Genomic DNA, 17,128 nt, shown 5'->3' with positions numbered 1-17,128 from the left:
CTTCAGCGCCCCTGCGACAGACGGTCGGCAAGCCAATGGGGCAGGCCGTTATCGCGGATCCTTCCTGCCGCGGTCGCGACGTCATAGGGCGCGCGGCAATAGGTGATCTGGCAGGAGACCGTGTCGAACAGCACGAAGGACGCGGACGGATCACCGTCGCGGGGCTGGCCGACCGAGCCGAGCACGGCCAGCCATTGCCGTCCGCGCAGGAGCTGCACGGAAATGTCGGTCTTCGGCACGAAGCTCGTCATCTTCGCCGTCACCGACATCGAATAGAGCGCAGGCCTGTGAATGTGGCCGCAAAAGGTGACATGGGCGTGTGTCGCGATCAGGCTCTTGGCGGCCTCTGCCGTCGACCGGACATAATGCCAGCGCTGCGGGCTGGAGGCCTCCGAATGCACGAACAGACGGCCATCGTCCTCCACCATCATGGGCAATTCAGCAAGGAAGCGCCGCTGCGCGGTGTCCAGCCGTCCGCGGGTCCATTCGATCGCGACCTGCGCCTCCGCATTCATGGTCTCGGCCGAGGAATTGACCGCCTGATCGTGGTTGCCGCGCACGGCGATGGCGCCCTGCCCAACGAGCTCCATTGCGGTGTCCACAACCCACTCCGGATCGGCGCCATAGCCGACGAAATCGCCGAGCAGGACGAAGCGCTCGGCGCCCTTCGCACGCGCGATCTTCAAGCAAGCCTCGAACGCCTGCCGGTTGCCATGGATATCCGAGAAGACAGCTAGCAGCACGCACCCTCCACCCTCCGATCCTATCGAAGGCCGATGAGGCCAAATTGAGGGACGTCAAGACAATGCGCCAGCGCGAGGCCGTTTTCCAGCGCGCCTCTGCCGCGAGGGTGAAGAGCCTATTGCTCGTCCTTGGGCGGCATCCGGGGCGGCGGCAGCGGGGTGAACACGGCGCCCTGCGCACCGGCCGGCGGTGCATTGAATTCGCCGGTCGAAGAATCGCCGCCGCTGGTCTCGAGGATCGTCTTTGGCGTCACATATTCCCGGACCATGTCGATCAGGCTGCCGTCGCCGCCGCCGAAATCCGCGGCGCGCCCGCCTTGAGGATGGCCGGCCGCGATCTCGTTCTGCGCCGCATGGGTCTTGTCGGCCAGCCTGTCGTCGTAAGGCACCCGGAAGGCCCGGGGGATGCCGCTTGGGCGATTGTCCTCGTCCAGCGCCTCGACCCACAGATAGATCGAGCCGGAATCGCCCTCCAGCGAATGCGGCTCGACGATGCGGGCCTGGAGCAGCTTGAAGGCGGTCGGCATCCGGTCGGAGCTGGCCCAGCCCAGCAGCCCGCGCATCTCCGTGAAGCTGACGACATAGAAGGCGCTGGTTACGACCACGGCGACAGCCTTCAAAGACCAGTGCAGCCGGGCATAGACCAGCACCACCAGCAGCAGCGCGCCGATCACGGCGTAGGCGACCGAGAGGCTGAGGATGACCGTTTGCAGACTACTCACGGCGCATCCTCACGCCGGTCTTGGGATCGATATCGGCTCCGTTGGCGCGCACGTTGCGGAACGTCTCCATCAACGATTTCGGCCGCTGGTCGACATTGATGACCTTGCCCTCCGCATCGAGCCGGAACCGCACCGCGGTCTTCTCGTCGCCGGTATGGTCGAGCACGAACTTGTTGTCGAAGATCACCTGCGCGGTCGGATTGAGCTTCTGCACCTTCACACTGGCCGTCACGGGCTCGCCCGTGGTGGCCTGGAAATGCGAGACGTTGACGGTGTATTCGCCGGCTACGATGCCGCGCACGGTGACGATCTCCTCGCGGATGGGCGAGGCGATCTTCTTGCCGTTGACGATGATGAAATCATTCGCTCCGCCGCGGTCGTCGCGGTCGAGCGTGAGGAAGCCGGCCTCGCGGTGGCGATACCAGGCGATGTTGCCGGCCGGATCCTGCACGAAGAGGTCGAGATCGTCCGGATGTTTGTCCGGCCAGTCCATCGTGATGATGAACTCCGCCTTGGAGTCGATCTTGCCTTCCTTGGCGTCCGGCGAGACGGCGAGCAGCGCCAGAAAGAACAGGAACGCGATCACCTGGAGCGCCTTGAACAGCATCACGCCGAGCGGATCGAACGGCTCCTCGCGCGGATAAAGACCGAGATCATCCATCATGGCGGCGCACCGGAACCCTTGCGCTCCAGCACTGGTGTCACATAGGTCTCCGTCAGCACCACCGCGTCCGAGAAAACCCGCTGTGTCGCGGCGTCCAGCATGTAGTACTGGATGCGGACCAGGATCGAGCCGACGAGGCCGGCGAGCGTCGTGTACATCGCGACCGCCATGCCGTCGCTCATCAAGCCCATCGAGGAGCGCATCGCGACCTTGTCGGCGGCATCCAGCCCCGCGATCGGCGCCAGCATGATGATGAAGCCGATGATGGTGCCGAGCAGGCCGAGCTTCATCAGCGTGTCCGAGACGAAAGCACCGAAGCCGTTGGAGCCGCGCAAGCGATCGGCGAGATTTCGCAACAGCAGCGTCTGGTCGACCGGGCGGTAATCCTGCGCCGCGGCTTTCGTCACCAGGCTCTGGATGTGGTCGCGCACGAGGCCGCGCGGCAGCACCGCCGCACTCGCATCCAGCGCCTTGCTGCCGTCCGGCGCCGCCAGCACCGCGCGGCAGTGCCGCGCCGCTGCGCCTTCACGCGCAATCGCCCGCGTGCGCAGGAAGCAATGGCCGCAGGTGAGGATATAAAGCAGCGCGATCACGCTGGAAATGTAGGTCCGGTCTGAGGTCAGCATCAGATGGATGAGGCCGAAGCGCCACAGCAGCACGACGGCGAAGATCGAGAGCCCGGTGAAGATCATCCAGAACAGGAGCGCACTGCGCTCGGAGGGGTCGGGCGCGGTCCCCGCGGTCGGTCCAATCGTGATCGAACTCATGCTGCACCGCTCCTGGATAGCAGGCAGAGGCCTGCAACGCCCCACCGATTAGATCAAAGCCGCCGCGCCTGGTCCAAAGAGCCATGCCCAATCCGGCTTGGGAAATTTGCCCGAGCCGCAATCCTGGCGCACCCTGCAATTGGCAAGGCGCAGCGACGTTGTTAGGCTGAGCTTACCAAACGTTGGGGGTGGTCGCATGCGCCTCGTGCTTCAGCTCGTCGCCCGTCTGCTGCTCATCGTCGTGCTCTGCCTTGGAGCCGCAACCGTGTGGGCCACGTTCGATGCCTATCGCAGCGTCGATCGGGCGACTGCTGCCTCGGCGCAGCGGGTCGCGCAGGCGCTCCAGGCGTTATACTGGCGTGAACTCTTGTTGCGGAGCAGCAGAGCGCGGGAGCATCTCTTGCCGGTTCCAGACTGGCGTTCGCTGGAGACGGTGAAGCTGATCTCGCCCGGCGTCTGCGTCGAGTTCCAGCCGTCGACGGCGTTCGAAAAGCCCCTTTGTGGCCAGAGCGAGGGGCTCGGCAAGACACCACCGCGCTGGTTTGCAGCGATCGTGCCGACCTTCCTCGGCAGGCACGCCGAAGTGGTGCGGCCGGTCAGCCCGCGTGCTGCATCTGCCGGCACGGTGGTCGCGACACCGGACGCCGCCGCCGCAATCTCGCTCGCCTGGGAGTACATTCTCAACGTCGTCGACGTGGCGCTGCTGATGGCGGCGGCGATCGCACTGCTGGCGTCGCTCGCGATCGCGCACACTTTGGCGCCGGCGCGCACCATCGTCACCGCGCTGCAGCGCATGGCGCGCGGCCAGTACCGTACCAAGCTGCCACGTTTCCGTTCGATGGAGCTTGCGATGATCGGCAATGCCGTCGATGCGCTCGGCGGCCGGCTGGAGGAAGCGACCGAGCAACGCGCCGCATTGACTCGGCGCCTGATCGAGATCCGCGACGACGAGCGGCGCGCGCTCGCCCGCGAGCTGCACGACGAGTTCGGACAGAACCTCTCCGCCATCCTCGCCTTCGCCAACACCATCGAGACCGCGAGTGCGAAGGACGACAGGAATAGGGGCATCGCGCAGGATGCGCGAATGATCTCGCAGGCCACCCACCATCTGATGGCCTCGCTCCGCGATGCGCTGAAGCGGCTACGCAATCCCCTGCCCGAGGAGCTTGGGCTCGAGGCGAGCCTCGTCAATCTGGTCGACAGCTGGCGCTCGCAGAGCGCGGCGCGGCCGACGATCCAGCTCGACCTCAGAGGCGACCTCACCGACATCAGCGGCCCGGCGGCCACCACCGCCTATCGCGTGGCCCAGGAATGCCTGACCAACGCGCTCCGCCACAGCGCGGCCCGCGAGATTTCGTTGCGGGTCGAACGGCAGGCCGGCGATGATGACACGCTCCTGATCCGGGTCGAGGACGACGGCGGCGGCGACGCGGAACGCGTCGCGCAATCGGCCGGCTTCGGCCTCACCGGCATCCGCGAACGCGTCACGGCAGCCGGTGGATCGCTGTCGATCCTGCCTGCGACCCGCGGCCTCAGCGTCGCCGCCACCATCCCGCTCGCCGCGTGAGGCCGGGATGAGCGAGATTGCGGCAACAGGGATTTCGGTTCTACTAGTCGACGACCACCCGATCGTGCGGCAAGGCTACCGGCGCGTGCTCGAGAGCCAGGGCGATCTGCATGTCGTGGCGGAAGCCGACAATGCGGCGGACGCCTACGGCGCCTTCAAGGCGCATGATCCCGACGTCGTCGTGCTCGACATCTCGATGCCGGGCGCGAGCGGCCTGGAGGCGATCCGCAACATCCGCGCGCGCAGTCCGCGGGCGCGCATTCTCGTCTTCACCATGCACAACGAGGCCGTGCTGGTGAAGGCCGCCTTCGGCGCCGGCGCCAGCGGCTTCGTCACCAAGAGCAGCGAGCCGTCCGCCGTGGTGCGCGCCATCCGCAGCGTGGCGCGCGGCGAGCGCGCCATGAGCGACGACATCGCGCATATTCTGGCTGAGGACAGTCTCTCGCCGGCAGGCTCGGCGCTCGATCAACTGGGCGAGCGCGAGATCGAGATCCTGCGCCAGTTCGCCGGCGGTGCCACGACCGAGCAGATCGCCGCGCATCTCAATCTCAGTGTGAAGACGGTTCAGAACTACCACTATCTGATCAAATCGAAGACCGGGGCGCGCACCGATGCGCAACTCGTGCGGCTCGCCGCGACGAGCGGGCTGACGAGGATCTAGCAGCAAAGCTGCCGCACTGCCTCGTCCCTGCTCCTCAGCCTACTGAACCTGATTGGAACGGAGCCGATCCGGCGCCGGTTAGTACGGCAGTGAAGGAGTAGAGGTCATGAGCAGTGGTCACCACAAAGCAGTCGACCATCCCCCGATCATTACAGTTGGCGAACTCATCGACGAGCTTTGCCGCCTGCCGGACACCGCCGTCGTCCACTTCCGCTGCCCCATGCTCGATCAGGAGCTGACGTTCTACCGCATGCGCAAGCGGTCGAAGGACGCGGTCGAAATCGCGGTCAATGCATATCCGGATAGTCCGCCGGTCGTCCCATCATCCGAGCCGAACATCCACGCACGGCGACGCTCGACGTCCTCGCCACCGGCTCACAACGGCGCCCATCTTCAGAAGGCGCGAGGCTGACTGGTACGCTGCTACAGGTGCGGCGATCTCGCCCCTTATGCCGCCTTCAACCCGCGAAGCAGCAGCACTAGCGCTGCGTCGACGCGCGCAGGCAGATCGGCGTCCTTCCATTCGTCGGCATGGGCCGGATGGTGGAAGCGGACGGTAGCATCGAAGATGGCGCGCGCGGTGATCTTCGGGTCGCTTACTTCAAATACGCCCTGCTTCACGCCGTCGGCCAGAATCGCCGCGATCTGATCGATCATGGTGTCCTTGTGGCATTTGACGGCCGCGCACGCCTCGCGCGCCAGGGTCAGATAAGTGTCGAACATTTCGGGGTCGTCGAGCACACGCGAACGCTTGGCGGCGAACAACGTACGCAGCCAGCGATCGAGCCTGTCAGGCGCCGGCCCCTGCTCCTTTGTGATCGCCAGCAACGGCGCGTCGATGCGGTCCAGCCAGCGTTTGGCAACGGCCTCGCGCAGCGATGCCTTGCTCGGGAAATGGCGATAGACGCTGCCGTGGCTCACATCGAGCGCACGGGCAACGTCGACCACGGTGGCCTTGGCGAGCCCGTAACGCCTGAGCACGTCCTCGGTGACTTCGAGGATCCGCTCCGGCGTCAAGACAACTGCTTCATTCATGCCAGCACCATGTTCCCGTCTGGGGCTCAGTTACCCGGCAGTAGGGCTGCTTCCGAAGCGCCCTTGCCGGTCGTTCGGAAAGCCTATGCCTTAATGAGGCAGTTTTGCAGCCTGCGCCGCGATCTGGCGCGCCACCAGCAAATTGAGCCAATGCCCAATCACGCCGGTCAAATTGAGGATTTCGGTCGTCATTGTCGTAAGTCTCCATTCGTCCGCGGTACCCGTTCTTCAATCACCCTCCGATCCGAGCTTGTTTCGGATGTCGGGCTCCCCGGGGCTTGTCGCGGGACGCCCAATCGGAGCGTCCGGAGACGGATATACCCGTCTCGCTGACAGATTTCAATATCTGTCAGTCAATGATCCGTGATTGACCGCTGATTTCTGCGCCCCACCCGGCCTAGCCCTGCCCTGGCCTGCCGGCCCAGCCTGGTCGATAGCCGCCGCTCGGTCCAATTCATCCCCCGCTACCTTGCCCGCGCTGTTTGTTTCGCCCTCCCCGCTCTGCTAAATCACGGCGTAAAAAACATTTTGGCCGGCACAGCCCCCTTGGGCCGCCCGCCTACCTTGCTGGAGCCGTCAGATGATCCCCCGCTACACCCGCCCGGAAATGGCCGCGATCTGGGAGCCGCAGACCCGGTTCAAGATCTGGTTCGAGATCGAGGCGCATGCGGCGGACGCGCTCGCCGAGCTCGGAACCATCCCCAAGGAGGCCGCCAGGACGGTCTGGACCAAGGCCAAGGACGCCACGTTCGACGTTGCCCGCATCGACGAGATCGAGCGCGAGACCAAGCACGACGTCATCGCCTTCCTCACCCACCTCGCCGAGATCGTCGGCCCTGAAGCGCGCTTCGTCCACCAGGGCATGACCTCCTCCGACGTGCTCGACACCTGCCTCAACGTGCAGCTCACCCGCGCCGCCGACCTCTTGCTCGCCGATCTCGACAAGGTGCTCGCCGCGCTGAAGAAGCGCGCCTTCGAGCACAAGATGACGCCGACCATCGGGCGCAGCCACGGCATCCATGCCGAGCCCGTGACCTTCGGTCTCAAGCTCGCCTACGCCTATGCCGAATTCACGCGCGCCAAGGAGCGCCTGATCGCGGCGCGCAAGGAGGTCGCAACCTGCGCCATCTCCGGCGCCGTGGGCACGTTCGCGCAGATCGATCCGCGCGTCGAAGAGCGCGTCGCCAAGGCCATGGGCCTCGTGCCCGAGCCGATCTCGACGCAGGTGATCCCGCGCGACCGCCATGCAATGTACTTCTCGACCCTCGGCGTGATCGCCTCCTCGGTCGAGCGTATCGCAGTCGAGATCCGGCACATGCAGCGCACCGAGGTGCTGGAGGCCGAAGAGTTCTTCTCGGAGGGCCAGAAGGGGTCGTCCGCGATGCCGCACAAGCGCAATCCGGTGCTCTCGGAAAACCTCACCGGACTGTCGCGCATGGTGCGGGCTTATGTGACGCCGGCGCTTGAGAACGTCGTGCTCTGGCACGAGCGCGACATCTCGCACTCCTCCGCCGAGCGCATGATGGGCCCCGACGCCACCGTGACGCTCGACTTCGCGCTGGTGCGTCTCGCCGGGCTGATCGACAAGCTGCTGGTATACCCCGCCAACATGCAGAAGAACCTCGACCGCCTCGGCGGCCTCGTGCATTCGCAGCGCGTGCTGCTGGCGCTAACTCAAAAGGGCGCCAGCCGCGAGGATGCCTACAAGCTCGTGCAGCGCAACGCCATGCCGGTCTGGCGCGGCGAAGGCGACTTCCTCCAGCTCCTGAAGAAGGACGCTGAAGTGAAGACATATCTCTCCGACGCCGAGATCGAGGAGCAGTTCGACCTCGGCTATCACCTCAAGCACGTCGACACGATCTTCAAGCGCGTGTTCGGGGAGCGCTGAACGCCTCTTCCGTAGCCCGGGTGAGCGCAGCGACACCCGGGATTTCGCTCACAAAGACCCCGGATATCGCTTCGCTCATCCGGGCTACAGCAAGACAAGAAACGGATCCCCCATGCCCATCGTCAACCGCATCGCCGCCCTCTCCGACGAAATGGCCGCCTGGCGCCATGACTTCCACGAGAACCCCGAGTTACTCTACGAAGTCCACCGCACCGCCGGCATCGTCGCGGACAAGCTTCGCGAGTTCGGCTGCGACGAGGTGGTGACGGGCATCGGCCGTACCGGCGTGGTCGGCGTGATCCGCGGCCGCAAGTCCGCCGCCGGCAAGACCATCGGCCTGCGCGCCGACATGGACGCGCTGCCTATCGTGGAGACGTCGGGCGTGCCTTATGCCTCCAAGGTCCCCGGCAAGATGCATGCATGCGGGCATGACGGCCACACCGCCATGCTGCTGGGAGCCGCCAAATATCTCGCGGAGACGCGCAATTTCGACGGGACCGCGATCATGATCTTCCAGCCCGCCGAAGAAGGTGGCGGCGGCGGCAAGGCCATGGTCGAGGACGGCCTGATGACACGCTGGAACATCCAGGAGGTCTACGGCATGCACAACATGCCGGGCCTGCCCGAAGGGCATTTCGCAACCACCCCCGGCGCGATGCTCGCCTCCTCCGACAACATCCAGATCACCGTCCGCGGCAAGGGCGGCCACGCCGGCGCCGGTCCGCACAAGTCGGTCGACAGCGTGCTGATCGGCTCGCAGATCGTGAATGCGCTGCAATCGATCGTCGCGCGCAACGTCGATCCGCTGAAGTCGGCGGTGATCTCGGTCACGCAATTCCACGCCGGCACGGCCTTCAACATCATCCCCGAAACCGCAGAACTGGCTGGCACCGTGCGCACGCTCGATCCCGAGGTGCGCGATCTCGTCGAGCGTCGCATCGGCGAAGTCGCCGACAGCGTCGCCCGCGCCTATGGCGGCTCGGCCGAGACGAAGTACACGCGGATGTATCCGGTGACGATGAATCATGCCCGCGAGGCCGGCATCGCCGCCGACGTCGCCCGCGACATCGTCGGCACCGATCGCGTCAACGACAAGTTCGTCCCGATGATGGGCGCCGAGGATTTTTCGTTCATGCTGGAAGCGCGCCCCGGCGCGATGATCCTGGTCGGCATGGGCGATGGCAACGAATGCCATCACCCGGCCTATGTCTTCAACGACAACATTTTGGGCCACGGCGCGTCGTACTGGGTGCGCCTGATCGAAACGCGAATGCCGGCGGAGTAGCGCCGCCTTCGCCGCGCTTGTAGCTTGTCGCCCGGGTGAGCGAAGCGACACCCGGGAAAGCCACACCGGCTAGTCTCATGGCCCGGATATCGCTTCGCTCATCCGGGCTACGATTCAACGCAAGCATCTACACCTGCACCACTTCGTGCCGCATCACGAACGGCGCGAGCAGTGTGTGCACTTCGCCAGCGATCATCTCGCGCTGGTCCGGCGGCAATCCCGTCAGCGTCACGGTTGCGATCGAGCCGTGGCTGCCATGGGCGCCGACCCTCACCTTGCAATCGATCCCGCGCTCGACCAGCGGTGCCAGCACCTTGGTGAACACGCGCTGCGCCGCGTCCCAGCGCAGCTGCGGCTTGAACACCTTGCCGACGCCCGTCACCGGCATCGGATCGATCGGGATGACCTGGACCGGCACGGCGGCGCGCTCCGGCGTGCGCTCGCGCACCCACGCCTCGAGCTCGCCCGGTTCGACTGTCGCGCCGGGCTTCAACTGCACGTAGCCCACCGGCAGCTCGCCGGCGTAGGCGTCGGGCTGGCCGACAACCGCGGCGAAGCCGACCGCGGGATGTCTGAACATGATCTCCTCGACCGGCGCGGGATCGATATTGTGGCCGCCGCGGATCACGAGATCCTTGGCGCGGCCGGTGATCCAGAGATAGCCCTCGGCATCGAGCCGGCCGAGATCGCCCGAGTTGACCCAGACCTCGTCGACGAAGGCGCCCTTGTTGTGCTCGTCGTTGAGATAGCCGCTGAAGACGCCGGGCCCGGCCATGATGACGACGCCGATCTCGTCCGGCGCGCAGTCGCGGATCAGGCGTCCCTCGGCATCGAGCTGTACGACGCGCACGCGCGCATAGGGCATCGGCAGGCCGACCGAGCCGAGCCGGATCGGCCGCGACGGATAGGCCAAGGTGTGCACACTCGAGGTCTCGGTCATGCCGTAGACCTCGACTACCGGCAGCTTCAGCTTGTCCTGGATCGCCGATCCCACGGCGACGGGGATCGCCGAGCCGCCACCTGCGGCATATTTCAGGCTGGAGATGTCGGCATCGCCCGGCGGCACCGCGAGCGTGGCGGCAAGCACCGTCGGCACGCTCGACAGCGCCTCGGGCTTGAAGCGCTCAACGAGCCGCCAGATGTTCTTCACCGCATTCGGATTGCGCCAGCCGCTCGCCGACAGCACGACCAGCGAGCCCCCGCTCGACAGGGTCAGCAGCACCTGCGTCAGCGAGCCCCCGACGTGAAACAGCGGCATGCCGAACAGCAGGTTCGCGCCCGGTTGCGCTTTCAGCAGCAGGTTGAGCGCCCAGGCCTGGTAGACCTGGTTGGCATGGGTATGCCGCACCAGCTTCGGCGTGCCGGTGGTGCCGCCGGTGTGGAAATAGGCGGCAATGTCGCTGCCCAAAATCTTGCGCCCGCTCACCAGCCGGTCGGATGGCTGCTGCGTGATCAGGTCGCCGAAGGCGAAGATGTCCTTGGCGGGATCGCCGCCGCCAAACACCTGCACGATGGCCTTGAGGTGCTTGAGTTGCGGGCGGATCTGCTCGACCTTCTGCCAGATGTCGGTGCCGGGCATCGGCCCGAGCGCCACCAGGATCTTCGTGTTCGCGGCCTCCAGGATCTCGGCAATCTGGTGCGGCTCTAGCAGCGGATTGACGGGATTGGCGATGCCCGCGGCCTCGGCGCCGAACAGCGTCACAAACGCATCGGGGACGAGCGGAAGCATGAAGCTGATGACGTCGCCCTTCTCCGCGCCGAGTGCGTGGAACATGTTGGCGGCCTGCGTGACGCGCGCGATGAAGTCGCGGTACGTGACCACGACCGGCGTGTCGGCCGGATCGGCGTTCTGCAGGAACTGGATCGCAGCGCCGTCGGGATTGCGCTCCGCGCCGAGCTTGATCGCGTCATAGGTGCTCTCGGCCGCGACGCGATCCGCGTAAGGGACCTGCTCGAAGGCACGGACCTCTTCGTCGGTCGCCAGCTCCGGATAGTCGTTGCCGATCAGCCGATCGAGCGCGTGGATGCCCGCCATGGAATTCCGTCCTCCCTCAGATGCATTTCCCCGCCCCCTGTCTTTTGACAGTTTGGTTCGGCGAGGCCTCGACCGATTGGCCGGTCAAGCGGAGGCACAATGATGGATGATTTGGCGTTCGTCCATGGCTCGTCGCGCAGGAATCGAGAGACAGCATGCGAGCACCGTCACTCCCGCGAGGCCTTCATCCGGCCGATCAGCAGGTCCGCCACCAGCCTGCACGATGGCGACATGTTGCGGCCGGCAAGCTGGACCAGCGTCACCTGCGTCGCTTCCAGCCGCTTGTCGCGCAAGGGCACGGCGACCAGCCGGCCCGCCTCGATCGATGGCATTGCGGTATCGCGGGGCAGGAACGTCGCCAGGTCCGTACGCGCAGCCAGAGTCTGCGCAAAGGCGAGCGAATTCGTCTCGTTGCAGATTTCGAGCCGCACCTTGGCATTGGCGCAGGCGCGATCGATCTCCTGGCGGATGCCGAAGGATGGATCGGGCACGACCACCCGCAGGCCGGCGAGCTCCTTGACCGAACAGCTCTCGCGGTAGGCCAGCGAGTGTTTCGGTGAGACGATCAGGCACAGCGACTGGCGCATGCGCGAAAGCTCGATCAGCTCGCGGCGCGGCGCGCGTCCGAACACCAGCCCGAGATCGGCCTCGTTGCGGCTGACCATCTCCGCAACGGCCCGCGAACCGACCACCGTCATCGAGGTCGAAATGCCGGGATAGTCGGCGGACAGATCAATCACGAAATTGGACAGGAAGTTCGTCACCATGCCCTCGACGGCTGCGAACTTGACCTGGCCGCGGCGCATGGTCTCGAATTCCTGCACCTTGACCCGGATACCGTCGAGCTGGTGGCGGTTCTCGACTGCATAGCGATAGAGCAACCGGCCCGCGTCGGTCAGCATCATGCCGCGCGCCCCTCGTTCGAACAGCTTAACCGACAACTCCTCCTCGAGCGCCTGGACCTGCCGGCTGATGGCGCTCGGCGCGATCCGCAGTGCAGCCGCGGCCTGCTTGATCGAGCCGCTTTCGGTCACTTCGCGAAAATAACGGACGGCGGCGGACTCGATCACGGGCGGGCCTTTCCTCGAGACATCAGCGCTGCTCAACCGGGGAGCAGGCGCGTGGCTATCGTTCTAATTATTCGACCCAACATGTCTAATTTCAATGCTTTAATTCGAATGGTGGATTTGCAATGCTTGATCGCAGAGAGATCGCAATGGAGAATTCCTGAGATGAATCAGTCGTGGGTTGCTCGCTGCGTTCGCCAATCCGCACCCTTGAGCGCCGCCGTGCTGGCGCTGGGAGCGCAATTGTCTGTGGCCGCCGCCGAGGACGTCATCCGCTTCGGCGCACCGCTGCCGATCACCGGCGCGCTGGCGCCCGAGGCGGTCAAGCAGCAGCAGGGCTACGATCTCTGGGCCGAGCAGGCCAACAAGGCCGGCGGCATCTCGGTCGGCGGCAAGAAGTACAAGGTCCAGATCGTCTACACCGACTATCAGTCGAACACGCCGCGCGCGGTGCAGGCCACCGAGCAAATGATCAGCCAGGACAACGTCAACTTCATGTTCGGCGCCTTCGGCTCGGGCGCGGCGAAGGCGGCGAGCACGGTGTCCGAGAAGTACAAGGTGCCGACGCTGGCCGCGACCGCCTCGTCGTCGCAGGTCTACGACCAGGGTTACAAATACCTGTTCGGGACTTTCACGCCGAACGACACGCTCACCACCCCGCTGGCCAAGATCATCAAGACCAAGGTCCCCGATGTGAAGAAGGTCGCGATCCTCGCCCGCAACGATCTGTTTCCGCTGGCGATCGCGCAGGAGATGGAAAAGTCGGCGAAGGCGGAAGGCTACGAGGTCGTCTATTCCGAGAAATATGCGATCGGCACGCTCGATCACTCCGCCGCCCTGTCGCAGATCAAGTCGCTGGCGCCGCAATGGATCTTCGTCACCGGCTACACCAACGACCTGCTGCTCGTGCGCAAGCAGATGGTCGACCAGCAGATGAAGGCGCCCGTCGTCACGATGATCGCGGGCCCCGCCTATCAGGAGTTCATCGACGCACTGGGACCTGCGGCCGAGAACGTCTCCAGCGCCGCCTGGTGGCACCCGGCCGAGCAATATGACGGCAAGGACATCTTCGGCACGACCGCGAATTTCGTGAAGCTGTTCAAGGCCAAGTACAACAGCGAGCCCGATTACGGCCAAGCCTCTGCCGCGCTGTGCGGCGCGCTGTTCCAGATGGCGATCGAAAAGGCCGGCTCGCTCGACCGTGACAAAGTGCGCGACGAACTCGCCAAGCTCGACGTCGTCACCTTCTTCGGTCCCGTGAAGTTCGGCGCGAACGGCCAGATCAACTCGCTCGATCCGCCGGTCTTCCAACTCCAGGGCGGCAAGCCCGTGGTGCTGTTTCCACAAGCCATCAAGCAGGGCGACCTGAAAATCGGCGTCAACTGATCGCTCCGCCTCTCATGCAAGCCGCCCAGATCCTGATCAACGCACTCGTTCTGGGCTGCCTGTATGCCTGTATCGCGATCGGCTTTTCGCTGGTGTGGGGCGTTCTCAACGTCATCAACCTGATCCACGGCTCCTTCATCGTGCTCGGCGCCTATCTGGCGTTCGGGCTCTACAACGCCCTGCACATACCGCCCTGGTACGCCGTCATCGTCGCAGCGCCGTTGTTCTTCGTGCTGGGCTATCTCCTGCAGCGGCTGATCCTCAACCGCGTCATCACGGCGCCCGTGCTGGTGACACTGACGCTGACCTTCGGCCTCGACCTGATCCTCAACAACGCGATGATCTATTTCTTCAAGGCCGACTATCGCAAGCTGACGCTGACACCGTCGCTGGGGTCGGTCTCCATCTTCGATATCGTGGTGCCGATCGACCGCCTGATCGCCACCGCAGCGGCGCTGGCGCTGACCGGCCTGCTTTACCTGCTGCTGCGCCGTTCCAGGATCGGCCGTGCCATCGTCGCGGTCCGGCTCGACCGCGACGCCGCCGTGCTGATGGGCGTCAACGTGCCCTCGATCTACGCCGTCGCCTTCGGCCTCGGCGCCGCGCTCGCGGGCTGCGCCGGCGTGCTGATGGCGCTGATCTTCCCGATCTCGCCGCTGACGTCGTCGGCCTATCTCGGCAAGGCCTTCGTGGTCTGCGTGCTCGGCGGCCTCGGCAGCGTCTCCGGCGCGCTCGCCGGAGGCCTGTTGCTGGCGCTCGTCGAGGGCGTGGGATCGACCTTCCTCGGCCCGTCGCACGCGACAACGCTGTCCTTCATCCTGCTCATCGTCTTCCTGATCCTGCGGCCGCAGGGCCTGGTTGGCCGGAAGGGTTTTGAATGACCCGGGGCAACATCGCACTTCTGGTCCTGGTCGCCTGCGTTGCCGCGCTGCCGCTGTTCGGCGGCGCCTATGCGCTGCGGCTCGGAACGATTGCCTGCCTCTATGCCGTACTGGCGCTGTCCTGGAACATCGTCGGCGGGCTCGCCGGCTATCCGTCCTTCGCGACGGCGGCGTTCTTCGGATACGGCGCCTATGCCGCCGGCGTCCTGCTCGGCCACGGATGGCCGCTTTGGGCGGCGGTCGCGTTTGCCACGCTGAGCGCGCTTGTCGCTGCCGCAGCGCTCGGCGCCGTGCTGCTGCGTCTACGCGGGCATTATTTCGCCATCGCCAGCCTGTCGCTGGCCGAAGTGCTGCGCGAATTGGTCAACAACGCCACCGATCTCACCGGTGGCGGCATGGGTCTCAACATTCCGCTCGCCGCCGGCGCCGGCATCATGGCGGAGGCGACCTTCTTCTTCTTCGCGATGTGGGGGGTGCTGCTGGCGACGGCGCTGATGGCGATCATCGTCGGCGGCTCGAAGCTCGGCTTCGCACTCGCCTGCATCAGGCAGAACGAGACGGCCTCCAGCATGGTCGGGCTCAACACCACGCTCTACAAGGCCGCCGCCTTCGGTCTGTCGGCATGCTTCGTCAGCGCGGCCGGCGGCATCTATGCCGCCTGGGTCCACTACATCGACCCGTCCGACGTGTTCGACGTGCTCTACTCGGTCAAGCCGATCGTCATGGCGCTGATGGGCGGGCTCGGATCGCCTCTCGGCGTGGCCTGCGGCGCATTCCTCTATCTCGGCCTCGAGGAGGTGGTCTGGCGCAACTACATCCAGATTCACACCGGCGTGCTCGGCCTGCTCATCGTGCTGCTGCTGTTGTTCCTGCCGCACGGGCTGAGCTCGCTGCGTGCCGATCGTCTCTGGCGGAGGACAAAGCATGTCTGAGCTGCTTCGCCTCGATCACGTATCGCGCCACTTCTCGGGCCTCCAGGCGCTGCGCGACGTCTCGCTGTCGGTTGCGAGTGGCGAAGTCCTCGGCCTGATCGGCCCGAATGGCGCGGGCAAGACCACGCTGGTGAATACGATCTGCGGCGTCACGCCCGCCAATTCCGGAACCGTGACCTTCGACGGCAGCGACATCACGCGCATCAAGACCTATCAGGCCGCCCGCTTGGGCTTGTCGCGCACCTTTCAAATCGTGCAGCCCTTCTCCGAGTTCACCGCGCTCGACAATGTCGCGGCCGCCGCGTTGTTCTCGCAGCCGGGCGCCAGCCTGAAGGGTGCGCGGGAGGCGGCGCGCGCGCACCTCGCCTTCGTCGGGCTCGAGGCGCAGGCCTCCCAGCCCGCCGCCACGCTCACCCTTGCGATGCGCAAGCGGCTGGAACTGGCCAAGGCGCTCGCGATGAAGCCGAAGCTGCTGTTCCTCGACGAGGTCAATGCCGGGCTCAACAGCGCCGAAATCGAACGCGCCACCAAGCTGATCCACGAGCTTGCGGCCGGCGGCATCACCATCGTGATGATCGAGCATCTCATGAAGGTCGTGCTCAACGTCTGCACGAGGATCGTGGTCCTGCACAACGGGACGCTCATCGCCGACGGCGCACCGCGCGCGGTGATCAGCAATCCCGCGGTGGTCGAAGCCTATCTCGGACAGAAATACGCGCAGCGGAACGCCGGCCATGGCTAGCTCGCTGATCCTGGAAACAAAGGGACTATGCGCCGGCTACGGCGAGATCCAGGTGCTGTGGGGCGTCGACATCACCGTGCGCCGCGGCGAGATTACCGCGCTGATCGGCTCCAACGGCGCCGGCAAATCCACCCTGATGCGCGTGCTCTCCGGCCTGGTCCCGATGTCCGCGGGCAACTGCTTCTCGGAAGGTCGCGACCTCACCGGCAGCGGTGCCGCGGAGATCCTCGGCCACGGCATCGTGCATGTGCCGGAAGGACGGCGGCTGTTCGGCGCCATGAGCGTCGAGGAAAACCTGCTGATGGGCGCCTATCTGCGCAAGGACGGCCGGGCTTCGGTCGCGCGGGATCTCGACCAGGTCTACGCCACCTTCCCCCGGCTGTTCGAACGGCGCCGCCAGGCCGCCGCGACGCTCTCGGGCGGCGAGCAGCAGATGTGCGCCATCGGCCGCGGCCTGATGAGCGCGCCTCTCCTGCTGATGATCGACGAATTGTCGCTCGGACTTTCGCCGCTTTTGGTCGAGCAGCTCGTCGCCGCGCTCCGTGCCCTCAACGCCAAGGGCATGTCGATCCTTTTGGTCGAGCAAGACGTCACCACCGCGCTCGATCTCTGTCACCACGCTTTCGTCATGGACATGGGGCGCATTGTTCGCGAGGGATCGGGCACCGAGCTGCTCGCCGACCCCATCGTGCGCGACGCCTATCTCGGCGTGCTCCAGGAATGAGTGAGCGAGTGAGCGCGCTGCCACCCCGT

The 17,128-nt window shown here is 65.5% G+C and carries 17 protein-coding genes; 10 read left to right on the top strand and 7 right to left on the bottom strand.

What is annotated here, in order from left to right; translation table 11 throughout:
* Nucleotides 1–2: 2 nt before the first annotated feature.
* From ACYCVF_RS05885 to ACYCVF_RS05870, 4 genes are all read right to left on the bottom strand, one after another.
* Nucleotides 3–743 carry a metallophosphoesterase family protein gene (locus ACYCVF_RS05885; protein ID WP_459597802.1) on the bottom strand — a complete coding sequence of 247 codons (741 nt, stop codon included), beginning with the start codon at nucleotides 741–743 and terminating at the stop codon, nucleotides 3–5.
* 116 nt (nucleotides 744–859) lie between these two features.
* Nucleotides 860–1,465 (bottom strand): hypothetical protein, encoded by a 606-nt coding sequence (locus ACYCVF_RS05880; RefSeq protein WP_459597800.1) that lies wholly within the window; start codon nucleotides 1,463–1,465, stop codon nucleotides 860–862.
* The gene (locus ACYCVF_RS05875) at nucleotides 1,458–2,129 is read right to left on the bottom strand and encodes a hypothetical protein (protein ID WP_459597798.1); all 672 of its coding nucleotides are present in this window, start codon (nucleotides 2,127–2,129) and stop codon (nucleotides 1,458–1,460) included. Before ACYCVF_RS05875 ends, ACYCVF_RS05880 begins: the two co-directional genes overlap by 8 nt.
* Nucleotides 2,126–2,896: a MotA/TolQ/ExbB proton channel family protein gene (locus tag ACYCVF_RS05870; protein WP_459597796.1), complete on the bottom strand. Its 771-nt coding sequence runs from the start codon at nucleotides 2,894–2,896 to the stop codon at nucleotides 2,126–2,128. The genes ACYCVF_RS05875 and ACYCVF_RS05870 overlap by 4 nt, the downstream gene beginning before the upstream one ends.
* Before the next feature lie 196 nt (nucleotides 2,897–3,092).
* Here ACYCVF_RS05870 and ACYCVF_RS05865 point away from each other — a divergent pair, with 196 nt between their 5' ends.
* The 3 genes from ACYCVF_RS05865 to ACYCVF_RS05855 all read left to right on the top strand — a co-directional run bounded on the left by ACYCVF_RS05865 (nucleotide 3,093) and on the right by ACYCVF_RS05855 (nucleotide 5,536).
* Nucleotides 3,093–4,463 carry a sensor histidine kinase gene (locus ACYCVF_RS05865; RefSeq protein WP_459597794.1) on the top strand — a complete coding sequence of 457 codons (1,371 nt, stop codon included), beginning with the start codon at nucleotides 3,093–3,095 and terminating at the stop codon, nucleotides 4,461–4,463.
* A gap of 7 nt (nucleotides 4,464–4,470) precedes the next feature.
* Nucleotides 4,471–5,124, top strand: a complete 654-nt coding sequence (locus ACYCVF_RS05860) for a response regulator (RefSeq protein ID WP_459597792.1) — start codon at nucleotides 4,471–4,473, stop codon at nucleotides 5,122–5,124.
* A gap of 106 nt (nucleotides 5,125–5,230) precedes the next feature.
* Nucleotides 5,231–5,536, top strand: a complete 306-nt coding sequence (locus ACYCVF_RS05855; protein ID WP_459597790.1) for a hypothetical protein — start codon at nucleotides 5,231–5,233, stop codon at nucleotides 5,534–5,536.
* 35 nt (nucleotides 5,537–5,571) lie between these two features.
* Here ACYCVF_RS05855 and ACYCVF_RS05850 read toward each other — a convergent pair whose 3' ends face one another.
* Entirely contained in the window at nucleotides 5,572–6,159 is a 588-nt protein-coding gene (locus ACYCVF_RS05850) for a TetR family transcriptional regulator (protein WP_459597789.1), read from the bottom strand.
* A 580-nt stretch (nucleotides 6,160–6,739) separates the two neighbouring features.
* Between ACYCVF_RS05850 and purB the strand changes: the two genes are divergently transcribed.
* Nucleotides 6,740–8,047, top strand: coding sequence for an adenylosuccinate lyase (gene purB / locus ACYCVF_RS05845; RefSeq protein ID WP_459597788.1), 1,308 nt, complete (start codon nucleotides 6,740–6,742; stop codon nucleotides 8,045–8,047).
* Between the two features lie 112 nt (nucleotides 8,048–8,159).
* Complete coding sequence (locus ACYCVF_RS05840) at nucleotides 8,160–9,332, top strand: M20 aminoacylase family protein (protein ID WP_459597786.1); 1,173 nt, start codon at nucleotides 8,160–8,162, stop codon at nucleotides 9,330–9,332.
* A 127-nt stretch (nucleotides 9,333–9,459) separates the two neighbouring features.
* Here the strand turns inward: ACYCVF_RS05840 and ACYCVF_RS05835 are convergent, their stop codons facing one another.
* Together ACYCVF_RS05835 and ACYCVF_RS05830 are read right to left on the bottom strand one after the other, a co-directional pair.
* The gene (locus tag ACYCVF_RS05835; RefSeq protein ID WP_459597784.1) at nucleotides 9,460–11,367 is read right to left on the bottom strand and encodes an acyl-CoA synthetase; all 1,908 of its coding nucleotides are present in this window, start codon (nucleotides 11,365–11,367) and stop codon (nucleotides 9,460–9,462) included.
* A 167-nt stretch (nucleotides 11,368–11,534) separates the two neighbouring features.
* The gene (locus tag ACYCVF_RS05830; RefSeq protein ID WP_061023001.1) at nucleotides 11,535–12,437 is read right to left on the bottom strand and encodes a LysR family transcriptional regulator; all 903 of its coding nucleotides are present in this window, start codon (nucleotides 12,435–12,437) and stop codon (nucleotides 11,535–11,537) included.
* A 162-nt stretch (nucleotides 12,438–12,599) separates the two neighbouring features.
* Between ACYCVF_RS05830 and ACYCVF_RS05825 the strand changes: the two genes are divergently transcribed.
* From ACYCVF_RS05825 to ACYCVF_RS05805, 5 genes are read left to right on the top strand one after another with little or no spacing between them, the layout of a single operon-like run.
* Nucleotides 12,600–13,820 carry an amino acid ABC transporter substrate-binding protein gene (locus ACYCVF_RS05825; RefSeq protein ID WP_459597781.1) on the top strand — a complete coding sequence of 407 codons (1,221 nt, stop codon included), beginning with the start codon at nucleotides 12,600–12,602 and terminating at the stop codon, nucleotides 13,818–13,820.
* Nucleotides 13,821–13,834: 14 nt separating this feature from the next.
* Entirely contained in the window at nucleotides 13,835–14,701 is an 867-nt protein-coding gene (locus ACYCVF_RS05820) for a branched-chain amino acid ABC transporter permease (protein WP_459597779.1), read from the top strand.
* Complete coding sequence (locus tag ACYCVF_RS05815; protein WP_459597777.1) at nucleotides 14,698–15,633, top strand: branched-chain amino acid ABC transporter permease; 936 nt, start codon at nucleotides 14,698–14,700, stop codon at nucleotides 15,631–15,633. Before ACYCVF_RS05820 ends, ACYCVF_RS05815 begins: the two co-directional genes overlap by 4 nt.
* Nucleotides 15,626–16,375: an ABC transporter ATP-binding protein gene (locus tag ACYCVF_RS05810; protein ID WP_459597775.1), complete on the top strand. Its 750-nt coding sequence runs from the start codon at nucleotides 15,626–15,628 to the stop codon at nucleotides 16,373–16,375. Before ACYCVF_RS05815 ends, ACYCVF_RS05810 begins: the two co-directional genes overlap by 8 nt.
* A complete protein-coding gene (locus ACYCVF_RS05805; RefSeq protein ID WP_459597773.1) occupies nucleotides 16,368–17,099 on the top strand; it encodes an ABC transporter ATP-binding protein in 732 nt (243 codons plus the stop codon). The genes ACYCVF_RS05810 and ACYCVF_RS05805 overlap by 8 nt, the downstream gene beginning before the upstream one ends.
* Nucleotides 17,100–17,128: the final 29 nt, after the last annotated feature.

The sequence above is a fragment of the Bradyrhizobium cedriense genome (assembly GCF_054602315.1).
The sequence above is the reverse complement of the archived record's forward strand: the minus strand, read 5'-3'. Positions and strand labels throughout refer to the sequence as shown.

Excerpts from the sequence above, each read along its gene's own strand:
- ACYCVF_RS05860 (WP_459597792.1), top strand. The coding sequence starts at position 4,471 with ATGAGCGAGATTGCGGCAACAGGGATTTCGGTTCTACTAGTCGACGAC.
- ACYCVF_RS05875 (WP_459597798.1), bottom strand. The coding sequence starts at position 2,129 with ATGATGGATGATCTCGGTCTTTATCCGCGCGAGGAGCCGTTCGATCCG.
- ACYCVF_RS05870 (WP_459597796.1), bottom strand. The coding sequence starts at position 2,896 with ATGAGTTCGATCACGATTGGACCGACCGCGGGGACCGCGCCCGACCCC.
- purB (WP_459597788.1), top strand. The coding sequence starts at position 6,740 with ATGATCCCCCGCTACACCCGCCCGGAAATGGCCGCGATCTGGGAGCCG.
- ACYCVF_RS05840 (WP_459597786.1), top strand. The coding sequence starts at position 8,160 with ATGCCCATCGTCAACCGCATCGCCGCCCTCTCCGACGAAATGGCCGCC.
- ACYCVF_RS05815 (WP_459597777.1), top strand. The coding sequence starts at position 14,698 with ATGACCCGGGGCAACATCGCACTTCTGGTCCTGGTCGCCTGCGTTGCC.
- ACYCVF_RS05810 (WP_459597775.1), top strand. The coding sequence starts at position 15,626 with ATGTCTGAGCTGCTTCGCCTCGATCACGTATCGCGCCACTTCTCGGGC.
- ACYCVF_RS05850 (WP_459597789.1), bottom strand. The coding sequence starts at position 6,159 with ATGAATGAAGCAGTTGTCTTGACGCCGGAGCGGATCCTCGAAGTCACC.
- ACYCVF_RS05825 (WP_459597781.1), top strand. The coding sequence starts at position 12,600 with ATGAATCAGTCGTGGGTTGCTCGCTGCGTTCGCCAATCCGCACCCTTG.
- ACYCVF_RS05865 (WP_459597794.1), top strand. The coding sequence starts at position 3,093 with ATGCGCCTCGTGCTTCAGCTCGTCGCCCGTCTGCTGCTCATCGTCGTG.
- ACYCVF_RS05820 (WP_459597779.1), top strand. The coding sequence starts at position 13,835 with ATGCAAGCCGCCCAGATCCTGATCAACGCACTCGTTCTGGGCTGCCTG.
- ACYCVF_RS05805 (WP_459597773.1), top strand. The coding sequence starts at position 16,368 with ATGGCTAGCTCGCTGATCCTGGAAACAAAGGGACTATGCGCCGGCTAC.
- ACYCVF_RS05855 (WP_459597790.1), top strand. The coding sequence starts at position 5,231 with ATGAGCAGTGGTCACCACAAAGCAGTCGACCATCCCCCGATCATTACA.
- ACYCVF_RS05835 (WP_459597784.1), bottom strand. The coding sequence starts at position 11,367 with ATGGCGGGCATCCACGCGCTCGATCGGCTGATCGGCAACGACTATCCG.